General features: G+C 66.9%; 16 protein-coding genes and 1 rRNA gene. 14 read left to right on the top strand and 3 right to left on the bottom strand.

All coding sequences use genetic code 11. From position 1 onward, the window contains the following. Positions 1–19 precede the first annotated feature (19 nt). Entirely contained in the window at positions 20–1,111 is a 1,092-nt protein-coding gene (locus J2X42_RS14230) for an acyl-CoA desaturase (protein ID WP_310166176.1), read from the bottom strand. 174 nt (positions 1,112–1,285) lie between these two features. On the opposite strand from J2X42_RS14230, the gene argC reads away from it, so the two are divergent. The 10 genes from argC (at position 1,286) to J2X42_RS14180 (ending at position 11,596) form a co-directional block, all read left to right on the top strand. Beyond that, entirely contained in the window at positions 1,286–2,317 is a 1,032-nt protein-coding gene (argC, locus tag J2X42_RS14225; RefSeq protein ID WP_310166173.1) for an N-acetyl-gamma-glutamyl-phosphate reductase, read from the top strand. Beyond that, entirely contained in the window at positions 2,314–3,480 is a 1,167-nt protein-coding gene (gene argJ, locus J2X42_RS14220; RefSeq protein WP_310166170.1) for a bifunctional glutamate N-acetyltransferase/amino-acid acetyltransferase ArgJ, read from the top strand. Before argC ends, argJ begins: the two co-directional genes overlap by 4 nt. A 36-nt stretch (positions 3,481–3,516) precedes the next feature. Further along, a complete protein-coding gene (gene argB / locus J2X42_RS14215) occupies positions 3,517–4,476 on the top strand; it encodes an acetylglutamate kinase (protein WP_310166169.1) in 960 nt (319 codons plus the stop codon). Continuing rightward, positions 4,473–5,831, top strand: a complete 1,359-nt coding sequence (locus J2X42_RS14210; RefSeq protein WP_310166166.1) for an acetylornithine transaminase — start codon at positions 4,473–4,475, stop codon at positions 5,829–5,831. The genes argB and J2X42_RS14210 overlap by 4 nt, the downstream gene beginning before the upstream one ends. Beyond that, positions 5,828–6,856 carry an ornithine carbamoyltransferase gene (argF, locus tag J2X42_RS14205; RefSeq protein WP_310166165.1) on the top strand — a complete coding sequence of 343 codons (1,029 nt, stop codon included), beginning with the start codon at positions 5,828–5,830 and terminating at the stop codon, positions 6,854–6,856. The genes J2X42_RS14210 and argF overlap by 4 nt, the downstream gene beginning before the upstream one ends. Continuing rightward, positions 6,856–7,392: an arginine repressor gene (locus J2X42_RS14200; RefSeq protein ID WP_310166164.1), complete on the top strand. Its 537-nt coding sequence runs from the start codon at positions 6,856–6,858 to the stop codon at positions 7,390–7,392. The genes argF and J2X42_RS14200 overlap by 1 nt, the downstream gene beginning before the upstream one ends. Positions 7,393–7,470: 78 nt before the next feature. Continuing rightward, positions 7,471–8,676: an argininosuccinate synthase gene (locus J2X42_RS14195; RefSeq protein ID WP_310166162.1), complete on the top strand. Its 1,206-nt coding sequence runs from the start codon at positions 7,471–7,473 to the stop codon at positions 8,674–8,676. A gap of 4 nt (positions 8,677–8,680) precedes the next feature. Then, positions 8,681–10,129: an argininosuccinate lyase gene (gene argH, locus J2X42_RS14190; RefSeq protein ID WP_310166160.1), complete on the top strand. Its 1,449-nt coding sequence runs from the start codon at positions 8,681–8,683 to the stop codon at positions 10,127–10,129. Positions 10,130–10,308: 179 nt separating this feature from the next. Then, positions 10,309–10,845, top strand: coding sequence for a pyridoxamine 5'-phosphate oxidase family protein (locus tag J2X42_RS14185; protein WP_310166158.1), 537 nt, complete (start codon positions 10,309–10,311; stop codon positions 10,843–10,845). Between the two features lie 10 nt (positions 10,846–10,855). Beyond that, positions 10,856–11,596, top strand: coding sequence for a maleylpyruvate isomerase family mycothiol-dependent enzyme (locus J2X42_RS14180; protein WP_310166157.1), 741 nt, complete (start codon positions 10,856–10,858; stop codon positions 11,594–11,596). A gap of 3 nt (positions 11,597–11,599) precedes the next feature. On the opposite strand, the gene J2X42_RS14175 is transcribed toward J2X42_RS14180, so the two are convergent. Together J2X42_RS14175 and J2X42_RS14170 are read right to left on the bottom strand one after the other, a co-directional pair. After that, a complete protein-coding gene (locus J2X42_RS14175) occupies positions 11,600–12,121 on the bottom strand; it encodes a methylated-DNA--[protein]-cysteine S-methyltransferase (RefSeq protein WP_310166154.1) in 522 nt (173 codons plus the stop codon). Further along, entirely contained in the window at positions 12,118–13,629 is a 1,512-nt protein-coding gene (locus J2X42_RS14170; protein WP_310166153.1) for an AlkA N-terminal domain-containing protein, read from the bottom strand. The genes J2X42_RS14175 and J2X42_RS14170 overlap by 4 nt, the downstream gene beginning before the upstream one ends. An 89-nt stretch (positions 13,630–13,718) precedes the next feature. Here J2X42_RS14170 and J2X42_RS14165 point away from each other — a divergent pair, with 89 nt between their 5' ends. The 4 genes from J2X42_RS14165 to J2X42_RS14150 all read left to right on the top strand — a co-directional run. Next, complete coding sequence (locus tag J2X42_RS14165; protein WP_310166152.1) at positions 13,719–14,384, top strand: DNA-3-methyladenine glycosylase; 666 nt, start codon at positions 13,719–13,721, stop codon at positions 14,382–14,384. A gap of 52 nt (positions 14,385–14,436) precedes the next feature. Then, positions 14,437–16,665 carry an AAA family ATPase gene (locus J2X42_RS14160; protein ID WP_310166151.1) on the top strand — a complete coding sequence of 743 codons (2,229 nt, stop codon included), beginning with the start codon at positions 14,437–14,439 and terminating at the stop codon, positions 16,663–16,665. Between the two features lie 81 nt (positions 16,666–16,746). Then, entirely contained in the window at positions 16,747–18,060 is a 1,314-nt protein-coding gene (tyrS, locus tag J2X42_RS14155; protein ID WP_310166149.1) for a tyrosine--tRNA ligase, read from the top strand. 505 nt (positions 18,061–18,565) lie between these two features. Continuing rightward, positions 18,566–18,747, top strand: a 16S ribosomal RNA gene (locus tag J2X42_RS14150); the annotation flags it as partial.

Here is an 18,747-nt window from a genome sequence, read left to right as displayed (position 1 = left end):
TGTGGTTTGCCGGAGCCGCTCAGTAGCGGCGGGTGACCGTGGCCATGGGGCACTCGAAGTGGCGCCCGGCGGAAAGTCCGACGTCGTTGAGGTAACGGACGATGATGCCGTAGGACTGCAGCAGGGTGGTTTCCGTGTACGGAACCTGGTGCTTCCGGCAGTACTCGCGGACGATCTTGGCGGCCTTGTCCAGCTGGGGCCGTGCCATGTCCGGGAAGAGGTGGTGCTCAGCCTGGCGGTTCAGGCCACCGAGCAGGATGTCCATAAAGCGGCCGCCGGAGATGTTGCGCGATGTCAGGACCTGACGGCTGAAGAAGTCAACACGGCTGTCCGCCGGAATGACGGGCATGCCCTTGTGGTTGGGCGCAAATGACGCGCCCATGTAGAAGCCGAACACGGCGAGCTGTACGCCGATGAACGCAAACGCCATTCCCAGCGGCAGGAACGTGAAAGCCAGGACCGGCAGCACGCTGAGCCGGACCAGCAAAATGGGCAGCTCCACCCAGCGGTGCGTCACTTTGGCGCGGCGGAAGATGAACTTCACCGAATCGATCTGGAGCCCCAGGCCCACCAGGAACAGCAGCGGAAAGAAGAACCAGCCCTGCTTGCGGGTCAGGAACGAAAACCGGCCCTGCCGCGTGGCTGCGGCTTCGTGGTGGAAGGCGATCGCGCCGGTGGCGATGTCCGGATCCTTGGAAATGACGTTGGGATGGTTGTGGTGCGCGCCGTGTTTCTGCTCCCACCAGGAATAGCTCATGCCTGCCACCGAAGTGGCCAGGATCCGGGCGGTCCAGTCGTTGGCGCGGCGGGACGCGAAAATCTGGCGGTGTCCGGCCTCATGGGCCAGGAAGCTGAGCTGGGTGCAGATGATGCCGACGGCGGCGGCGATGAGGAGCTGGAACCAGCTGTCGCCGATCAGGGCGAAGCCGAACCATGCGGCGGTCATCAGGAGCACCAGGCAGGAAAAGACGGTGATGTAGAAGCCCACGCGGCGTTCCAGCAGGCCTGCGGCCTTGACGCTCTTAAGCAGTTCCGAATAGCTCAGGACAACTGCATTGGGCTGCCGGACGCGCGATTGGGGGCGCTCCGACGTTGGGAGGGTGGTGGTCAAAGCCGGGGCCTCGTAACTGTTACGGGCAACGCTGCAGCCGACATTCGGACTGCGCGGTCAGGATCACCCTCCCCCCATCGTACGCCTGCCTGTCTAACCGGTCCGGAAACGGAGAAAAGGATGGAGTGCATAAATATCGGACACACTGAATACTTTTGCTGTAGGATTTCCGGTATGACTATTTCTGTTGCCGTCTCCGGAGCCAGCGGCTACGCCGGGGGAGAAGTCCTGCGCCTCCTCGCGGGGCATCCCGACGTGACCATCGGCGCCATCACAGCGCACAGCAACGCGGGCTCCCGCCTCGGCGAGCTGCAGCCCCACCTGCACGGGCTCTCCAGCCGCATCCTGGAGGACACCACGGTGGAAAACCTCGCCGGCCACGACGTGGTGTTCCTGGCCCTCCCGCACGGGGCTTCCGCCGAGATCGCGGCCCAGCTGCCCGAAGGCACCATCGTGATCGACGCCGGCGCCGACCACCGCCTCGAAGACGCCGCCGCGTGGGAAAAGTTCTACGGTTCTGCCCACGCCGGAACGTGGCCTTATGGCCTGCCGGAACTTCCGGGCCAGCGTGAGGTCCTCAAGGCCGCCACCCGGATCGCCGTCCCCGGCTGCTACCCGACGTCGGCCCTGCTGGCCCTCACTCCCGGGTTCGCGGCCGGACTGCTCCAGCCCGACGACGTCGTCATAGTTTCCGCCTCCGGCACCTCGGGTGCGGGCAAGGCCGCGAAAGTAAACCTCATCGGCGCCGAGGTGATGGGTTCCATGAGCCCTTACGGTGTGGGCGGCGGCCACCGCCACACGCCCGAGATCGAGCAGGGGCTGTCCAAGGCCGCCGGGGAAGGCGTCACCGTGTCCTTCACGCCCACGCTCGCCCCCATGAGCCGCGGGATCCTCACCACGGCCACGGCAAAGGTCAAGGCGGGCACCACCGCCGCCGACCTCCGTCAGGCGTGGGCTGAGGCCTACGACGACGAGCCGTTTGTGCACCTGCTGCCGGAAGGGCAGTGGCCGGCCACCAAGTCGGTCCAGGGCTCCAACCACGCGGCCATGCAGCTTGCCTATGACGCGCACGCCGGCCGCGTGATCGTGACCTGTGTCATTGATAACCTCACCAAGGGAACCGCCGGCGGCGCCGTGCAGTCCATGAACATTGCCCTTGGCCTGGCGGAGACCGCCGGCCTTAACCTGCAGGGAGTTGCACCGTGACCGTTACCGCCCCCAAGGGATTCCGGGCCGCCGGCGTCACCGCCGGCCTGAAGGCGTCCGGCAAGCCGGACCTCGCCCTGGTAGTCAACGATGGACCGTCCAAGGCAGCCGCCGCCGTCTTCACCAGCAACCGCGTGGCCGCGGCCCCGGTCCATTGGTCCCGCCAGGTGGTCTCGGACGGCCGGGTGGACGCCGTCGTCCTCAACTCGGGCGGAGCCAACGCCTGCACCGGGCCCCAGGGATTCCAAAACACGCACAGCACTGCCGAAAAAGTGGCCGCTGTCCTGGGCATCTCCGCGACGGATGTTTTTGTCTGCTCCACCGGCCTGATCGGCGAGCAGCTGCCCATGGACAAGATCCTCCCGGGCGTCGAGGCTGCATCGGCGGCGCTCAGCACCGACGGCGGCCCTGAGGCGGCCAATGCCATCATGACCACCGACTCGGTCCCCAAGGCAGCACTGTTCATCGGCACCGATGCCGACGGCCAGGAGTTCACCATCGGCGGCATCGCCAAGGGTGCCGGCATGCTGGCACCCGGCCTGGCAACCATGCTCGTGGTCCTCACCACTGACGCCGACGTCGAGGCGGAAATGCTCGACGTCGTACTCCGCGACGCCACGCGGGTAACCTTCGACCGCGCGGACTCCGACGGCTGCATGTCCACCAACGACACCGTGGTGCTGCTGGCTTCCGGCGCTTCCGGCGCCGTCCCGTCCGCCGAGGCCTTCGGTGCCGGGCTGACCCAGGTGTGCGCCGAACTGGCACGCAAGCTGATCGGTGACGCCGAGGGCGCGAGCCACGACATCGCCATCCGCACGTTCAACGCGGCCAGCGAGCGGGACGCCGAAACCGTCAGCCGCTCCGTGGCCCGGTCCAACCTGTTCAAGGCCGCCATTTTCGGCAAGGACCCCAACTGGGGCCGTGTCCTCTCCGCAGTGGGAACCACGGATGCCGCCTTTGAGCCGGACCAGCTCAACGTCGCGATCAACGGCATCCAGATCTGCCGCAACGGCAGCATCGGCGACGACCGGAACCTGGTGGATCTGGAACCCCGCGAAGTCCACGTCGAGATTGACCTGCAGTCCGGCGACGCCGAGGCCACCGTCTGGACCAATGACCTCACGCACGATTACGTGCACGAGAACAGCGCCTACTCGAGCTGATCCCCGAGCTACTCAACCAGCCACCCTGGAGCAAGCATGAACACCCAGACCCGCGAAACCACGTCCATGACTGATGCGCAAAGCAAGGCCGGCACACTGATCGAGGCGCTGCCCTGGATCCAGCGTTTCGCCGGCACCACCATGGTGATCAAATACGGCGGCAACGCCATGGTCAACGAGGAACTGCGCCGTGCCTTCGCAGAGGACGTGGTGTTCCTGCATCACGTGGGCATCCACCCCGTGGTGGTCCACGGTGGCGGTCCGCAGATCAACTCCATGCTGGCGCGGCTGGGCATCGAGTCCGAGTTCAAAGGCGGCCTCCGCGTCACCACGCCCGAAGCGATGGACGTGGTCCGGATGGTCCTCACCGGCCAGGTGGGCCGCGAACTCGTGGGCCTGATCAACTCCCACGGGCCGTACGCGGTGGGGATGTCCGGGGAAGACGGCGGCCTGCTCCGTGCCGTCCGCACCGGAACCGTCATTGACGGCGAGGAAGTGGACCTGGGCCTGGTGGGCGAGGTCGTGGGCGTGAACCCGGAGGGCATCCTGGACATTCTCGCTGCCGGCCGGATCCCGGTCATCTCCACCGTTGCCCCGGAAATCGCCTCCGGCGGCGTCGAGACTGCAGCCGGAGAGGTCCAGACCACCGGCCAGGTCCTCAACGTCAACGCGGACACGGCCGCGGCCGCACTCGCTGAGGCGCTGGGGGCATCCAAACTGGTGATCCTCACCGACGTCGAAGGCCTCTACGCCAACTGGCCGGACAGGTCCTCCCTCATCTCCTCGCTCACGGCCTCGGAGCTGCGGCAGCTCCTGCCCTCACTGGAATCGGGCATGATCCCCAAGATGGAGGCCTGCCTCAAAGCCATCGACGGCGGAGTGGAACGCGCCCACATCGTGGACGGCAGGCTGCCGCACTCCATGCTCCTGGAAACCTTCACGACGGCGGGCATCGGCACGCAGGTCGTCCCCGACGAAGAAACGACTGAATCATGAACGAATCTGTTGGCTTGAGCCCGACCGGCGATGGGGGCCCCGCCCGCTTCGCGGTGCCCGACCACACCCGGGCCCCCATCGCCGGCTCGGCCTCTGAAAGTGCAGCTCCGATCGCTGCTCCGGACGCCGCGACCACCCTCGTTTCCCAAAGCAGCGGCGCCGACTGGCTCGCCCGCTACTCCTCATCGCTCATGGGCGTCTTCGGCACCCCGCAGCGCGTCCTGGTCCGCGGTGCCGGCTGCCTGGTCTGGGACGCCGACGGCAAGGAGTACCTTGACCTGCTCGGCGGCATCGCCGTCAACGCACTGGGCCATGCCCACCCGTTCGTGACCTCCGTGATTTCAAGCCAGCTGGCCACGCTGGGGCACGTCTCCAACTTCTTCACCAGCCCCACGCAGATCGCGCTTGCCGAAAAGCTGCTGGCCCTGACGCACGCCCCGGCCGGCTCGAAAGTGTTCTTCACCAACTCGGGCACGGAAGCCAACGAGGCCGCCTTCAAGCTGGCGCGGCGCAACGCAACAGGCCCGGACGGCGCACCCCGCACCAGGATCATCGCCCTGGAAGGTGCCTTCCACGGACGCACCATGGGTGCCCTGGCCCTGACCGCCAAGGAAGCCTACCGTGCTCCGTTCGAGCCGCTCCCCGGCGGCGTGGTGCACATCCCGTTCGGCGATGTGGCCGCCCTGGAAGCTGCCATCGACGAAACCGTGGCCGCCGTGTTCCTGGAGCCCATCCAGGGCGAAGCCGGGGTCCGGCCCCTGCCCGCCGGCTACCTGCGGGCAGCCCGCGAGGCGACCACCAAAGCCGGCGCCCTGCTGATCCTGGACGAGGTCCAGACCGGCATCGGCCGCACCGGCAAATGGCTCGCCAGCGCGGACGCCGGGATTGTCCCTGACGCCGTCACCCTGGCCAAGGGCCTGGGCGGCGGGTTCCCCATCGGCGCGCTGCTCACGTTCGGCGGGCAGGTCTCGTCGCTGCTGGGCGCCGGCCAGCATGGCACCACCTTCGGCGGCAATCCGGTGGCGACGGCGGCCGCCTTGGCTACGCTGCACGCGATCGAAAGCCAGCGGGTACTGGAAAACGTCGCGGCTGTGGGGGATTACCTCCGGACCGGGCTCGCCGCCGTCGACGGCGTCACCGAAGTACGCGGCGAAGGGCTGCTGATCGGGTTCGACCTGGACGCCGACGTGGCCGCTGCCGTCGTGACCGCCGGACTCGATGCCGGCTTCATCATCAACAGCCCCGGGCCGCGCACCATCCGGCTCGCCCCGCCGCTGGTCCTCACCACGGACCAGGCCGGCGCCTTCCTTGCCGCACTCCCGGCAATCCTCCAGACAGCTAAGGACGCGCAGTGACCCCTGTAGTTTCTTCCGCCGGCACGGCCAGCAGCACCCGCCACTTCCTCAAGGACACGGACCTCAGCCCCGCTGAGCAGGCCGAAGTCCTGGACCTGGCGGTCCGCATGAAGGCCGCGCCCTACAGCGTGCAGCCCTTCGCCGCGGACGGCAATGGCCGCAAAACCGTAGCCGTGATCTTCGACAAGACCTCAACCCGTACCCGGGTTTCCTTCGCCACCGGCATCGCGGACATGGGCGGCAACGCCCTGATCATCAACCCCGGCGAGGCCCAGATCGGCCACAAGGAATCGGTCGAGGACACCGCCAAGGTCCTCGAACGCATGGTCTCCACCATTGTGTGGCGGACCGGCGCGCACTCGGGCCTGGTGGCCATGGCCGAGAACTCCAAGGTGCCGGTGATCAACGCCCTGTGCGACGACTACCACCCCTGCCAGCTCCTCGCTGACCTGCTCGCGGTCAAGGAGCACAAGGGCGACCTGGCAGGCCTCACCATGGCCTACCTTGGCGATGCCGCCAACAACATGGCCAATTCCTACCTGCTGGCCGGGGTCACCGCCGGGATGCACGTCCGCATCGCCGGCCCGGAAGGCTACCTCCCGGCCGCGGAGATCGTTGCCGCGGCCGAGGAACGCGCCGCCCAGACCGGCGGATCCGTGCTGATCACCACCGACGCCGCGGAAGCCCTCCAAGGCGCCGACGTCGTCGCCACGGACACGTGGGTCTCCATGGGCCAGGAAGCCGAAAAGGAAGCCCGGATGCAGCTGTTCCGGGAGTACTCCGTCGATGAGGCGGCCATGGCACACGCGGCGGACGACGCCGTCGTGCTTCATTGCCTGCCCGCGTACCGCGGCTATGAGATCTCCGCGGGTGTCATCGACGGCCCGCAGTCCATCGTCTGGGACGAGGCCGAAAACCGGCTGCACGCCCAGAAAGCACTGATGGCCTGGCTCATGCACCGGTCCGGACTCGCCTTCGTCGACGGTCTTTCCCCCGTTGAAGGCACCGGGGAGAGCACGTTCTAGTGTCCACCAACCCGTCGGTGCCGGGCTCCAGCCCGGCCACCAAAACGGCCCGCCAGGCGCGCATCACCGCCATCCTGACGGGTGAATCGGTGCGCTCCCAGGCGGAGCTCGCAGCGTTGCTGGCCGACGACGGCGTCCAGGTCACCCAGGCCACACTGTCCAGGGACCTCGTGGAACTCGGCGCCGTCCGGGTCCGCGGGAAGGAAGGCGTCCTGGTCTACGCCGTTCCCGGCGAAGGCGGCGAACGCGCCGCCAAGAGCGGCGTCAGCCAGGAAATCCTGGATGCCCGCCTTGCCAGGCTGTGCAGCGAGCTGCTGGTCACGGCGGAGGCCTCGGCCAACATCGCCGTGCTCCGGACCCCGCCGGGCGCAGCCAACTTCCTGGCCCTGGCCATCGACCACTCGGTCATGCCGTCCATCCTGGGAACCATCGCCGGTGACGACACCGTGCTGCTGGTCTCCCGCGACCCCCAGGGCGGGCAGGACCTCGCCGTGCGGTTCCTGCAGCTGGCAGAGGAAGCCGGCGGCAGCCAGTAACACCATTTCCCAAGGTGTGACAGGCTTTCCGTAACCAATTCTTAAACAACGCAACCCCCAACACAGAGGAGCATTTTCGTGACTGAGCGTATTGTTCTGGCCTACTCCGGTGGCCTGGATACTTCCGTAGCCATCGGCTGGATCGGTGAAGCCACCGGCGCCGAGGTCATCGCCGTGGCGGTCGACGTCGGACAGGGCGGCGAGTCGCTGGAGACCATCCGCCAGCGCGCCCTCGGCTGCGGCGCCGTCGAAGCCTACGTGGCCGACGCGTCCGACGAGTTCGCCGACGAGTACTGCATGCCCACGCTGAAGGCCAACGCCCTCTACCAGGGCCACTACCCGCTGGTTTCCGCCATCTCCCGCCCGGTGATCGTCAAGCACCTGGTCAAGGCCGCCCGCGAGTTCGGCGCCACCACCGTTGCGCACGGCTGCACCGGCAAGGGCAACGACCAGGTCCGTTTCGAAGTGGGCATCCAGACCCTCGGCCCGGACCTGAAGTGCATCGCCCCGGTCCGCGACCTCGCCCTGACCCGCGACAAGGCCATCGCCTTCGCCGAGGAAAAGGGACTGCCGATCGAGACCACCAAGAAGAACCCGTACTCGATCGACCAGAACGTCTGGGGACGCGCCGTCGAAACCGGCTACCTCGAGGACATCTGGAACGCCCCCACCAAGGACATCTACGACTACACCGCCACCCCGGAGTTCCCGCCGGCCCCGGATGAAGTCACCATCTCCTTCGAAGCCGGCGTGCCGGTAGCGATCGACGGCGTCAAGGTCACCCCGCTGCAGGCCATCAAGGAACTCAACCGCCGCGCAGGCGCCCAGGGCGTCGGCCGGATCGACGTCGTCGAGGACCGCCTCGTGGGCATCAAGTCCCGCGAAATCTACGAAGCCCCCGGCGCGATGGCACTCATTACGGCGCACAAGCACCTCGAGGACATCACCATCGAGCGCGAGCAGGCCCGCTTCAAGGCCACCGTTGGCCAGCGCTGGGCCGAACTGGTTTACGACGGCCAGTGGTTCTCCCCGCTCAAGCGCTCCCTGGACGCGTTCATCGAAGACACCCAGAAGTACGTTTCCGGCGACATCCGCATGGTGCTGCACGGCGGCCAGGCGATCGTCAACGGCCGCCGCTCCGAGACCTCGCTCTACGACTTCGACCTCGCCACGTACGACACCGGCGACACGTTCGACCAGTCGATGGCGCGCGGCTTCATCGAGCTGTGGGGCATGTCCGCCAAGGTTGCCTCCGGCCGCGATATTCGCGTCGCAGGAAAGTAAACCGTTGGCTGAGCAGACCCCGGTTTCGACAGGTTCGACCACCGGCTCGACGAACACGGGTGCCCTGTGGGGCGGCCGGTTCGCCGGCGGCCCCGCGGATGCCCTCGCGGCGCTGAGCAAGTCCACGCACTTTGACTGGCGGCTGGCCCGCTACGACATCGCCGGATCCAAGGCGCACGCCCGCGTGCTGCACAAGGCCGGGCTGCTGGACGACGCCGAACTCGAAGGCATGCTGGACGCCCTGAGCCGGCTGGATGACGACGTCGCCTCCGGCGCGTACCTGCCGGCGGACTCCGATGAGGACGTGCACGGGTCACTGGAACGCGGCCTGATCGAGCGCGCCGGCACCCAGCTGGGCGGCAAGCTCCGCGCCGGCCGGTCCCGCAACGACCAGGTGGCCACGCTGGGCCGCATGTTCCTGCGTGACCACGCCCGGATCATCGCACGCGGCGTGCTGGCAACCATCGAGGCGCTGGTGGGCCAGGCCAAGGCACACCAGGGTGTGGCCATGCCCGGCCGCACCCACCTGCAGCATGCCCAGCCCATCCTGCTCAGCCACCACCTGCTGGCCCACGCCTGGGCGCTGCTGCGCGATGTGCAGCGGCTGGCGGACTGGGACAAGCGCGCCGGGGTTTCGCCATACGGCTCCGGTGCTTTGGCGGGCTCTTCCCTGGGTCTGGACCCGGAGGCCGTCGCGGCCGACCTGGGCTTCTTTTCCGCCACGCACAACTCGATCGACGGCACCGCCTCCCGCGATGTCTTCGCCGAGTTTGCATGGGTCACGGCGATGATCGGCGTGGACCTGTCCCGTGTTTCGGAGGAAGTCATCCTGTGGGCCACCAAGGAGTTCTCCTTTGTGACCCTGCACGATTCCTACTCCACCGGCTCCTCGATCATGCCGCAGAAGAAGAACCCGGACGTGGCCGAGCTGGCCCGTGGCAAGGCAGGGCGCCTGATCGGCAACCTGACCGGGCTGCTGGCCACGCTCAAGGGCCTGCCGCTCGCGTACAACCGCGACCTGCAGGAGGACAAGGAACCGGTCTTCGACGCCGCCGACACCCTGGAGCTGCTGCTCCCGGCTGTCTCCGGAATGATCGCGACGCTGAAGTTCAACACCGAACGGATGGAGTCCCTGGCACCGCAGGGCTTTGCGCTGGCTACGGACATCGCTGAATGGCTGGTCCGCCAGGGCGTTCCGTTCCGTGAGGCCCACGAGCTCTCCGGCGCCGCGGTCAAGCAGGCCGAAAGCCGCGACGTCGAGCTGTGGGACCTGACGGATGAGGAGTACGCGGCCATCTCGGAGCACCTGACGCCGGAAGTCCGCACCGTGCTGTCCACTGAGGGTTCGCTGAACAGCCGCAACTCGCAGGGCGGAACGGCCCCGGCCGCCGTCGAACGCCAGCTGGCAGCGCTGGAAGCTGAGCTTGCGGGCGTGCGGGAGTACGCGTCCTAACCATCAGACGCTCTCGCATTTAATGCGGGTTTTCAGGCAATGCTCTCTCACTTTCTTGAGGAAAGTGAGAGAGCGTTGCCGCTTTTGTTGCATTACGTGAGAGAGCATTGCCGTTTTTGTTGCATTAAGTGAGAGAGCGTTGTGCCTTTGCCGCCGGGACTCCCCGCTACCATTGCGCCATGAGCGATGCCTTCCGCAGCCAACTCCGGGCCCTGCCCGACTTTCCCGGCGACCTGCCGGACTTCGACCCGGCCACAGCCCCGGCCGAACCGGTGGCGCTGTTCAAGCTGTGGCTGGATGAGGCCCTCGCCGCCGGGGTGCTTCAACCGCATGCGTGCAGCCTGGCCACAGCGGACGGAAACGGGCAGCCATCCGCCAGGATGCTGATCCTGAAAAACATCGACGACGACGGCTGGCATTTCGCCACGTCCAGGACATCCCGGAAAGGCCGGGAACTGTCCGTCAACCCGGGTGCGGCCCTGAACTTCTATTGGCCCCAGCAGGGCCGGCAGGTCCGGGTCGCCGGCCCGGTGGTTGAGCTGTCTGCCGAGGCGTCGGCGGCCGGCTGGCAGGCGCGCCCGGCCGCGGACGGCAGCGACAATCCAGACTGGCAGCTTTACGCCATCAGGCCCACGGAACTGGAGTTCTGGCAGGCCCGCCACGACCGCCGGCACGTCCGGCACCGCTACGGACCGGACGGCATCCCGCTCAGCTAGGATGGGCGCCATGACTGCCCCCGCACCGGCTGACGTGCTCGCCGAACTGCACAAAGCCGCCGCCATCGTTGCCTCAACCGCCGCGAAATTCACCGATGAGGACGTCAAAGCGCCCTCAGCCCTGCCCGGCTGGACCCGCGGGCACGTCCTGGCGCACCTGGCCGGGATCACCAACGCCATGGCCCGGCAGCTGGAATACGCCGCCCGGGGTGAAACCGTTGAGCTGTACGACGGCGGCCAGGACGGACGCAACAAGGCCATCGAGATGGCCGCACGGCACAGCGCTGACGCCCACCGCGCGGATCTGGACGCCGGCCTGGACCGGGCGCTGAAAGCCTTTGATGCGCTCGAATCCGGCTCGGGCTGGCAGGCAGCCATTGCCTACCGCGGGGGAGTGGTCCTCGACGGCGGGCTGGCGCTGTGGCGTGAACTGGTGATCCACACTGCCGACCTTGGCACCGGGTATGGCCCGGAGACCTGGAGCCGGCCATTCTGTGAACACCTCTTCGACTTCCTGGCCGCCCGGGTGATGCCTGGGGACAAGCTCGTGCTTCAGCCGCTCGGGCTCCCGCCAAGGACGGTCGGCACCGGCGGACGGTCCACCGTCATCAGCGGCATGATCACCGACATCGCAGCCTGGCTGGCCGGCCGTGAACCGTCGCTCGGCAGCCTGCGGGCATCGGCCGCTGCAGACGGCGTGGACCTCCCGGAACTGCTGCCGTGGCCGTCCGGGACGCCCGCAGCGAAGTAGCCGCTAGCCGGCTTCGCGGGCCAGCAGGCTTTCCGTTGCCTCACGTGCGAGCAGGCTCTCCTTAATGGCCAGGCCCCAGCGGAACCCGCCCAGGGAGCCGTCGGTGCGGATCACGCGGTGGCACGGCACAAACAGGGCTGCGGCGTTGAAGGCGCAGGCGCTGGCCGCAGCCCGGACCGCCTTCGGGTTTCCGGACAGCTCGGCGTACTCCGTATAGGTAACCGGGGATCCGGGGCTGACCGTCCTCAGCACATCCCAGGCGTGGGAGCGGAAGGGACCCGACTTCTGCCGCACGGGGATGGCCATGGCGGGCGCGGGGTCTCCGGCGTAGAAGGCCTCCACTGCCCGGGAAATGGCACCCAGATCAGACACGGGCTCAACCTCATCCGGACGGAGCTCAGGGTGGATCTGCCCGGTCAGCTCGCCGGACCCGGCGGTCCAGCCGGAGGCCAGGACCACACCGTCCTGCGCCAGGATGGTGAACGGGCCGTCCGGGGTGGACATCACTAACAGCTGGGCTTTCATTGCATCGCTTTCTCTGGAATGGCTTGTTCATGTCTGGGGGCTCTCGGCGCCGCAGCGGCGCGCCACAGGTGCATGGTGGCGTAGGACCGCCACGGGCTGACCTCACGGAAATCGGGGCTGGGCACATCGGGGCTCAGCGGATCGGGGCCGGGCGTCACGCCAAGGGCCCGGATCCCGTTTCGCACGGCGGCGTCGTTGGCCAGGAACACGTCCGGCGCGCCCAGGACGCGCATCGCCACATAGCCCACCGTCCAGGGACCCACGCCGGGAAGGGGAAGCAGTTTGGCCTCCAGCCGTGGCAGGTCGTCGCCGTAGCCGAAATCCAGCCGCCCTTCGGCCAGGGCAGAGGCCGCGGATCGGACGGCGTCGATCCGGCGCTGCGGACCGCGCAGCAGTGTGTATCCCTTCTCCGCGATCTCGGCCGCGGTGGGAAACAGCCTGTCGAGCCCTTCGGCGGGCATCAGGCTCGCAGTGCCGGCAGCGGACAGCTGCGTCAGCGCTGTCCGGGCGGCAGCCACCGTGACCTGCTGCCCGATCATGGCCCTGACCAGAAGTTCCTGCGGGTCGACCGCACCCGGCAGCCGGATGCCTGGGGCACTGGCCACAGAGGCGGCAAGCCTGCGATCCCCGGCCAGTGCGCCGTCGATCGCCACCGGATCGGCGTCGAGGTCGAAAAGCCGGCGCACCCTGCTCAGCAGGGCCGGCAGGTCCCGGAGGTCCACCGCGCCGATGGTGAGGGTCAGCGGCCGTCCGGGCGCGCCGCCGTCGTAATTCACGCTGAACCGGGCATCACCGTGTGGGAGCCGCAGCGTCCGGGCGTACGACGCCGGTGTCCCCACCTCGATCCCCGGGATCGCCCTGACGGCGAGGAAGGCAAAGATGCCGGGATCGAACGGTTCGCGGTAGGGCAGGGTCAGCGTCAGTGAGGTGGCCGCCGTTCCGGCCTTGTGGTGCCGCGCCGTGGCGCGCAGGGCGGTGGGCGTCATGGCGAACACCTCCACCATGGTTTCGTTGAACTGCCGGACGCTGCTGAAGCCGGACGCGAACGCGATGTCCGCCAGCTTCATGGCGGTGGAAACCAGCAACGTGCGCGCGGTCTGCGCACGGCTGGCCCGGGCCAGGGAGAGCGGTCCGGCGCCGAGTTCGTGGCTGAGGATCCGGTTCAGCTGGCGTGCCGAATAACCGAGCCGCGCCGCCAGGCCCTCCACGCCGTCCCGGTTGATGACGCCGTCGTTGATGAGGCGCATCGCCCGGCCGGCGAGATCCTGCCGGACGTTCCACGCCGGGGTCCCCGGCACCGCCTCGGGAAGGCATCGTTTGCAGGCCCGGTAGCCGGCATCGTGCGCCGCGGCGGACGTTTCGTAGAACGTGACGTTGGCCGCCTTGGGGGTCCGGGCAGGGCAGGACGGACGGCAGTAGATCCCGGTGGTCCGGACAGCGGTGTAGAACTGCCCGTCGAACCGGGTGTCGCGCGCATCGATCGCACGGTAGCGCTGCCAGAAATCCATGCCCCCTATCCTGCCAGCCCGGGACACCACCTGCTAGCGGAAATCGGACATGGCCGTGGATGGTCAGGACGCTTGGGTAGAGTCGGACCATGACCGCCCGCCCGACGCCGGCCGACCCGGACCAGCTGCGTGAACTGCTGTCCGGCGACGCGCGGCGGATCGCCCCGCAGCTGCTGGGGTCCGTCCTGAGCCACAACAGCCATGAGGGAACGGTGGCCGTGCGGATCACCGAAGTGGAGGCGTATATGGGGCCCGGCGATTCCCTGCACCCGGATCCCGGCTCGCACACGTTCCGCGGCCCGACGGCGCGCAACGCGCCCATGTTTGGACCGGCCGGCCACCTGTACGTCTACTTCACGTACGGCATGCACTACTGCGCCAACATTGTCTGCGGCCCGCCGGGCGTGGCATCCGCTGTCCTGCTGCGCGCCGGTGAGGTCGTGGAAGGTGTCCACCTGGCGGGGGTGAGGCGGCCGACGTCGAAATCTCCGCGTGACCTGGCAAGCGGCCCGGCCCGGCTGGCCGCCGCCCTGGCCCTGACAACGGCTGATAGCGGACGGGATGTGCTGAGCGAACCTTTCGAGCTGCAGCTGCCGGAAATCCCCGCAGCAGACGTCAGTTCCGGACCCCGGGTGGGCGTCTCCGGAGACGGCGGCTCCCGCGACTATCCCTGGCGCTTCTGGCTGCCTGGGGATCCCACGGTGTCCCGCTACAAGGCGGCAAAGCTGCGCCCGGCGAAGTTTCAATCACGTTAACCGAAATGGTTGTAGAATGGACGGTCTGTCTTTTGCGATAGGGGAACGTTTAATGCTCGACGCCGATTTGGCCCACGAACGGGACTATGTTGCTGGCCTGTATGCGCGGCTGGAAGAATTGCGCGCCGAAAAGCGCAAGCAGCTGGCGCAGGTCCGCCGCGCCGGTGCCGTAGGCACCATGCAGAATGTTTCCGAGCGTGACGCCTTCGCCGCGCTCTATGAGGACCGCCTCGCCCAGCTGGACGCCGTCGATGACCGTCTGGTCTTTGGCCGGCTGGACCTGGATTCCGGGGAAGCCCAGTACATCGGCCGCATCGGCCTCACCACCGAGGACCTGCAGCGGCTCATGGTGGACTGGCGCGCGCCCGAAGCCGGCCACTTTTACCAGGCCACCGCCTTTGACCGGCAGGGTGTGCGGCGCCGCCGGCACCTGATCCTGCAGGGACGGGTAGTCAAGGCAATCGAGGACGACGTCCTGGACGCCGACATGCTTACCGACAACCAGTCACTGCAGGGCGAAGGTGCGCTGCTCGCTGCCCTGGACTCCAAGCGGACCGGCCGCATGTCCGACATCGTGGGCACCATCCAGTCCGAGCAGGACCGCATCATCCGCTCCTCCATCTCCGGAGCTGTGGTGGTGCAGGGCGGTCCGGGCACCGGAAAGACGGCCGTTGCGCTGCACCGCGCCGCCTACCTGCTGTACACCCACCGCGACCGCCTGAAGACGGCCGGCGTGCTCCTGGTGGGCCCGTCGTCGTCGTTCATGAAATACATCGAACGCGTGCTGCCCTCGCTCGGCGAAACCGGTGTGGTGATGGCCAGCCTCGGCCGGCTGATGCCCGGCATCAGCGCCGTGGCCGAACCCGAGGCGGACGTCGCTGCCATCAAGGGACGCCTGGACATGGCGGACGTTGTGGCCAATGCCGTGGCCAACCGCCAGCGGACCTTCGCCGAAAACCGTGTCGTGGAGGTTGACGGGCGGAAGCTGGAGCTTACGCCCCGGCAGGTCCGCCGCGCCCGGGAACGCGCGCGCTCCACCGGCAAGCCGCACAACGAGGCACGCGTGACGTTCGTCAAGATCCTGCTGCGCGAGCTGACCGAACAGATGACCGAGCTCGTGGAAGCCGGGAGCCTTGGCAACAATGCCGACCGCTCCTATCTGGCCGAGGACGTCCGTACGGCCCGCGATGTGCGGATCGCGCTGAACCTGTGCTGGATGCCCATGACTCCGGAGAAGCTCATCAGTGAGCTCTTCAGCAAGCCGGCGATCCTGGAAGTGTGCACCCCGCACCTCACTCCTGCCGAGCGTGCCCTGCTGCTCCGTCCCGTGGACGCCCCCTGGACCGAGTCGGACGTCCCGCTCCTCGACGAGGCGGCCGAGCTCCTCGGCGAACTTGACCCCGCCGCCGGCCGGGGACTGGCACAGCAGGAACACGACCGTGCACGCGACCTCGCGAACGCCAAGCAGACCCTCGTGAACATGGAAGCTGCCGGCGTCGACGCACTGATGACGGCCGAGGAACTGGTGGACCAGAACCAGGAACGCGAGGCCCGGCTGACCGCAGCCGAGCGTGCCACGTCGGACAGGACCTGGGCATTCGGCCACATCGTGGTCGACGAAGCGCAGGAACTTTCGCCGATGCAATGGCGCCTGCTGGTCCGCCGCTGCCCGCTGAAGTCCTTCACGATCGTGGGCGACATTGCGCAGACCAGCTCCGTAGCCGGCGCGAACTCCTGGCAGGGTGCCCTGGGCCCGCTGTTCGGGGACCGCTGGCAGCTGGAAGAGCTGACGGTCAACTACCGGACGCCGTCGCAGATCGCGGAGGCCGCCGCCCGGATGGCCAACGCCGCCGGCCTCGTGGTGTCCGCGCCGAAAGCCGTCCGCGAAGGCCGCTGGTCGCCCATCATCGACAAGGTGGCGCCCGGCGGTGTCGTCAGCCGCCTCGTGGAGGCACTTCCGGAGGAGCTGGAAGCGCTCGACGGCGGCCTGCTGGCCGTGATTGCAGACGGCGACCTCCTGCCGCAGGCCACCTCAGCCCTGCGCGCCGTCTATGGCCGCCGCATCGGAACCGGGGCGGGAAGCTATGAGCAGGACATCGTGGTCATCAGCCCCCGCGAGGCCAAGGGACTTGAGTTCGATGGCGTTGTGGTGCTGGAGCCGTCCATGATGCTCAACCACGAGCACGGTCGGGTGGGGGATCTTTACGTCGCCATGACCCGGCCCACGCAGCGGCTCCGCCTGATCGCAGCAGAGGGCGTGCCTGCCGGCATCGAACGCTAGGCCGGCCGGCAGCGGTGCGTGGCGGCCAGCGGCCCGGTTCATCCGGCGCCGGTGGCCGCCAATCCTGCTAACTTAGAAGTCGTGTCAGAACTCAACGATCTTCAATCCCAGCAGAACGACCCCACCTTCGCCAATATCTGGCAGGAGCTGAAGTGGCGCGGCCTGGTCCACGTCTCCACCGATGAAGGGGAGCTGGAAAAGCTCCTCGCCGGTGAGCCGGTCACGTATTACTGCGGGTTCGATCCCACCGCGCCGAGCCTGCACCTGGGAAACCTTGTCCAGCTCCTGGTGATGCGGCGGCTCCAGCTTGCAGGCCACAAACCGCTGGGACTGGTGGGCGGCTCCACCGGCCTGATCGGTGACCCGCGCCCCACGGCGGAGCGGACACTCAATACCAAGGACACCGTCTCGGAATGGGTTGGCTACCTTCAGGCGCAGGTCCGCCGCTTCCTGAGCTTCGACGGCGCGAACGCTGCCCGCATGGTCAACAACCTGGACTGGACCGCCCCGCTGAGCGCCATCGATTTCCTGCGCGAGATCGGAAAGCACTACCGCGTCGGCACCATGCTCCGCAAGGATGCCGTGGCTTCCCGCCTCAGCTCCGACGAGGGCATCAGCTACACGGAGTTCAGCTACCAGATCCTTCAAGGCATGGACTACCTCCAGCTTTTCCGCGACCACGGCTGCGTGCTGCAGACCGGCGGCTCGGACCAGTGGGGAAACCTCACCAGCGGTACCGAACTCATCCGCAAGGTCGAGGGCAAGACCGTCCACGCCCTGGGGACGCCCCTGATCACCAACTCGGACGGAACCAAATTCGGCAAGAGCGAAGGCAACGCCATCTGGCTCGACGCCGGCATGTGCAGCCCCTACGCCTTCTACCAGTTCTGGCTCAACACCGCCGACGCCGATGTTGTGGACCGGCTCAAGGTTTTCACCTTCCTGAACCGGGCCGAGATCGAGCAGCTGGCGGCGGCCGTGGCCGAGCGTCCGTTTGCACGCGAAGGCCAGCGGAAGCTTGCGTTTGAAGTGACTTCGCTGGTGCACGGTGTGGAAGCGACGGAGAAAGTCATCGCCGCCTCAGCCGCCCTCTTCGGCAATGGTGATCTGTCAGCGCTGGACAAGCCGACCCTCGAAGCCGCAACGTCGGAGCTTCCCTCCGCCACCATCCAGGTGGATGGCCTCGGGATTATCGACCTGCTCGTGGCGTCGGGCCTGTCTGAGAGCAAGTCCGCCGCCCGGCGCACCGTCGGCGAAGGCGGAGCATATGTGAACAACGAGAAGGTTTCTGATCCGGAAGCCGTGATCTCCGAATCCGAGCTGCTGCACGGCCAGTACCTGCTTCTGCGGCGTGGCAAAAAGAACCTCGCAACCGTCGAAGTCCTGGTCCCGTAACGGCTGCCTGGACCCCATTGCACGCTCCTCTCTGGCAGATTTGCACGGCCGGAGGGGAGCGTGTATTGTTTTCTGAGTCGCCGCCGCTGAGTGGTGACAAACCCCCAACACCAGAGAAGCAATTCTTCGTGTGCACAGCACGGAAATGAAGAAATGCTTCACTTTTTGTTGGGCGGATTCGTTCCACAGAGTGAATATCGGGTAAATAACCCGGATTTGCAAAGTGAATATGAATGAAATAAGCTAGAAACATCGCAGCGAAGAAATGCGAAACAAAATAATTCATTGAAAATGAATTTGTTTCGGGAAGTATTCGAATGTGTCTGTTGTTTGAGAACTCAATAGTGTGCCAAGTTTGTTGATACCAATTGTTTTATTGATTGGTTGTTTTGGCCAGATTATGCCACCCCGTGGTGTGGTTTGGTTTTTACAGCTGGTTTCAAATTTTGCAGTGCGTGTGTCCCGTTTTCCCGGGGGCGCGTGTTGTTTCTGTTTTTGTTTTACTTCAACGGAGAGTTTGATCCTGGCTCAGGATGAACGCTGGCGGCGTGCTTAACACATGCAAGTCGAACGATGATCCGGTGCTTGCACCGGGGATTAGTGGCGAACGGGTGAGTAACACGTGAGTAACCTGCCCTTAACTCTGGGATAAGCCTGGGAAACTGGGTCTAATACCGGATATGACTC

The sequence above is a fragment of the Arthrobacter sp. BE255 genome, assembly GCF_031457335.1.
GTDB lineage: Bacteria > Actinomycetota > Actinomycetes > Actinomycetales > Micrococcaceae > Arthrobacter.
The sequence above is the reverse complement of the archived record's forward strand: the minus strand, read 5'-3'. Positions and strand labels throughout refer to the sequence as shown.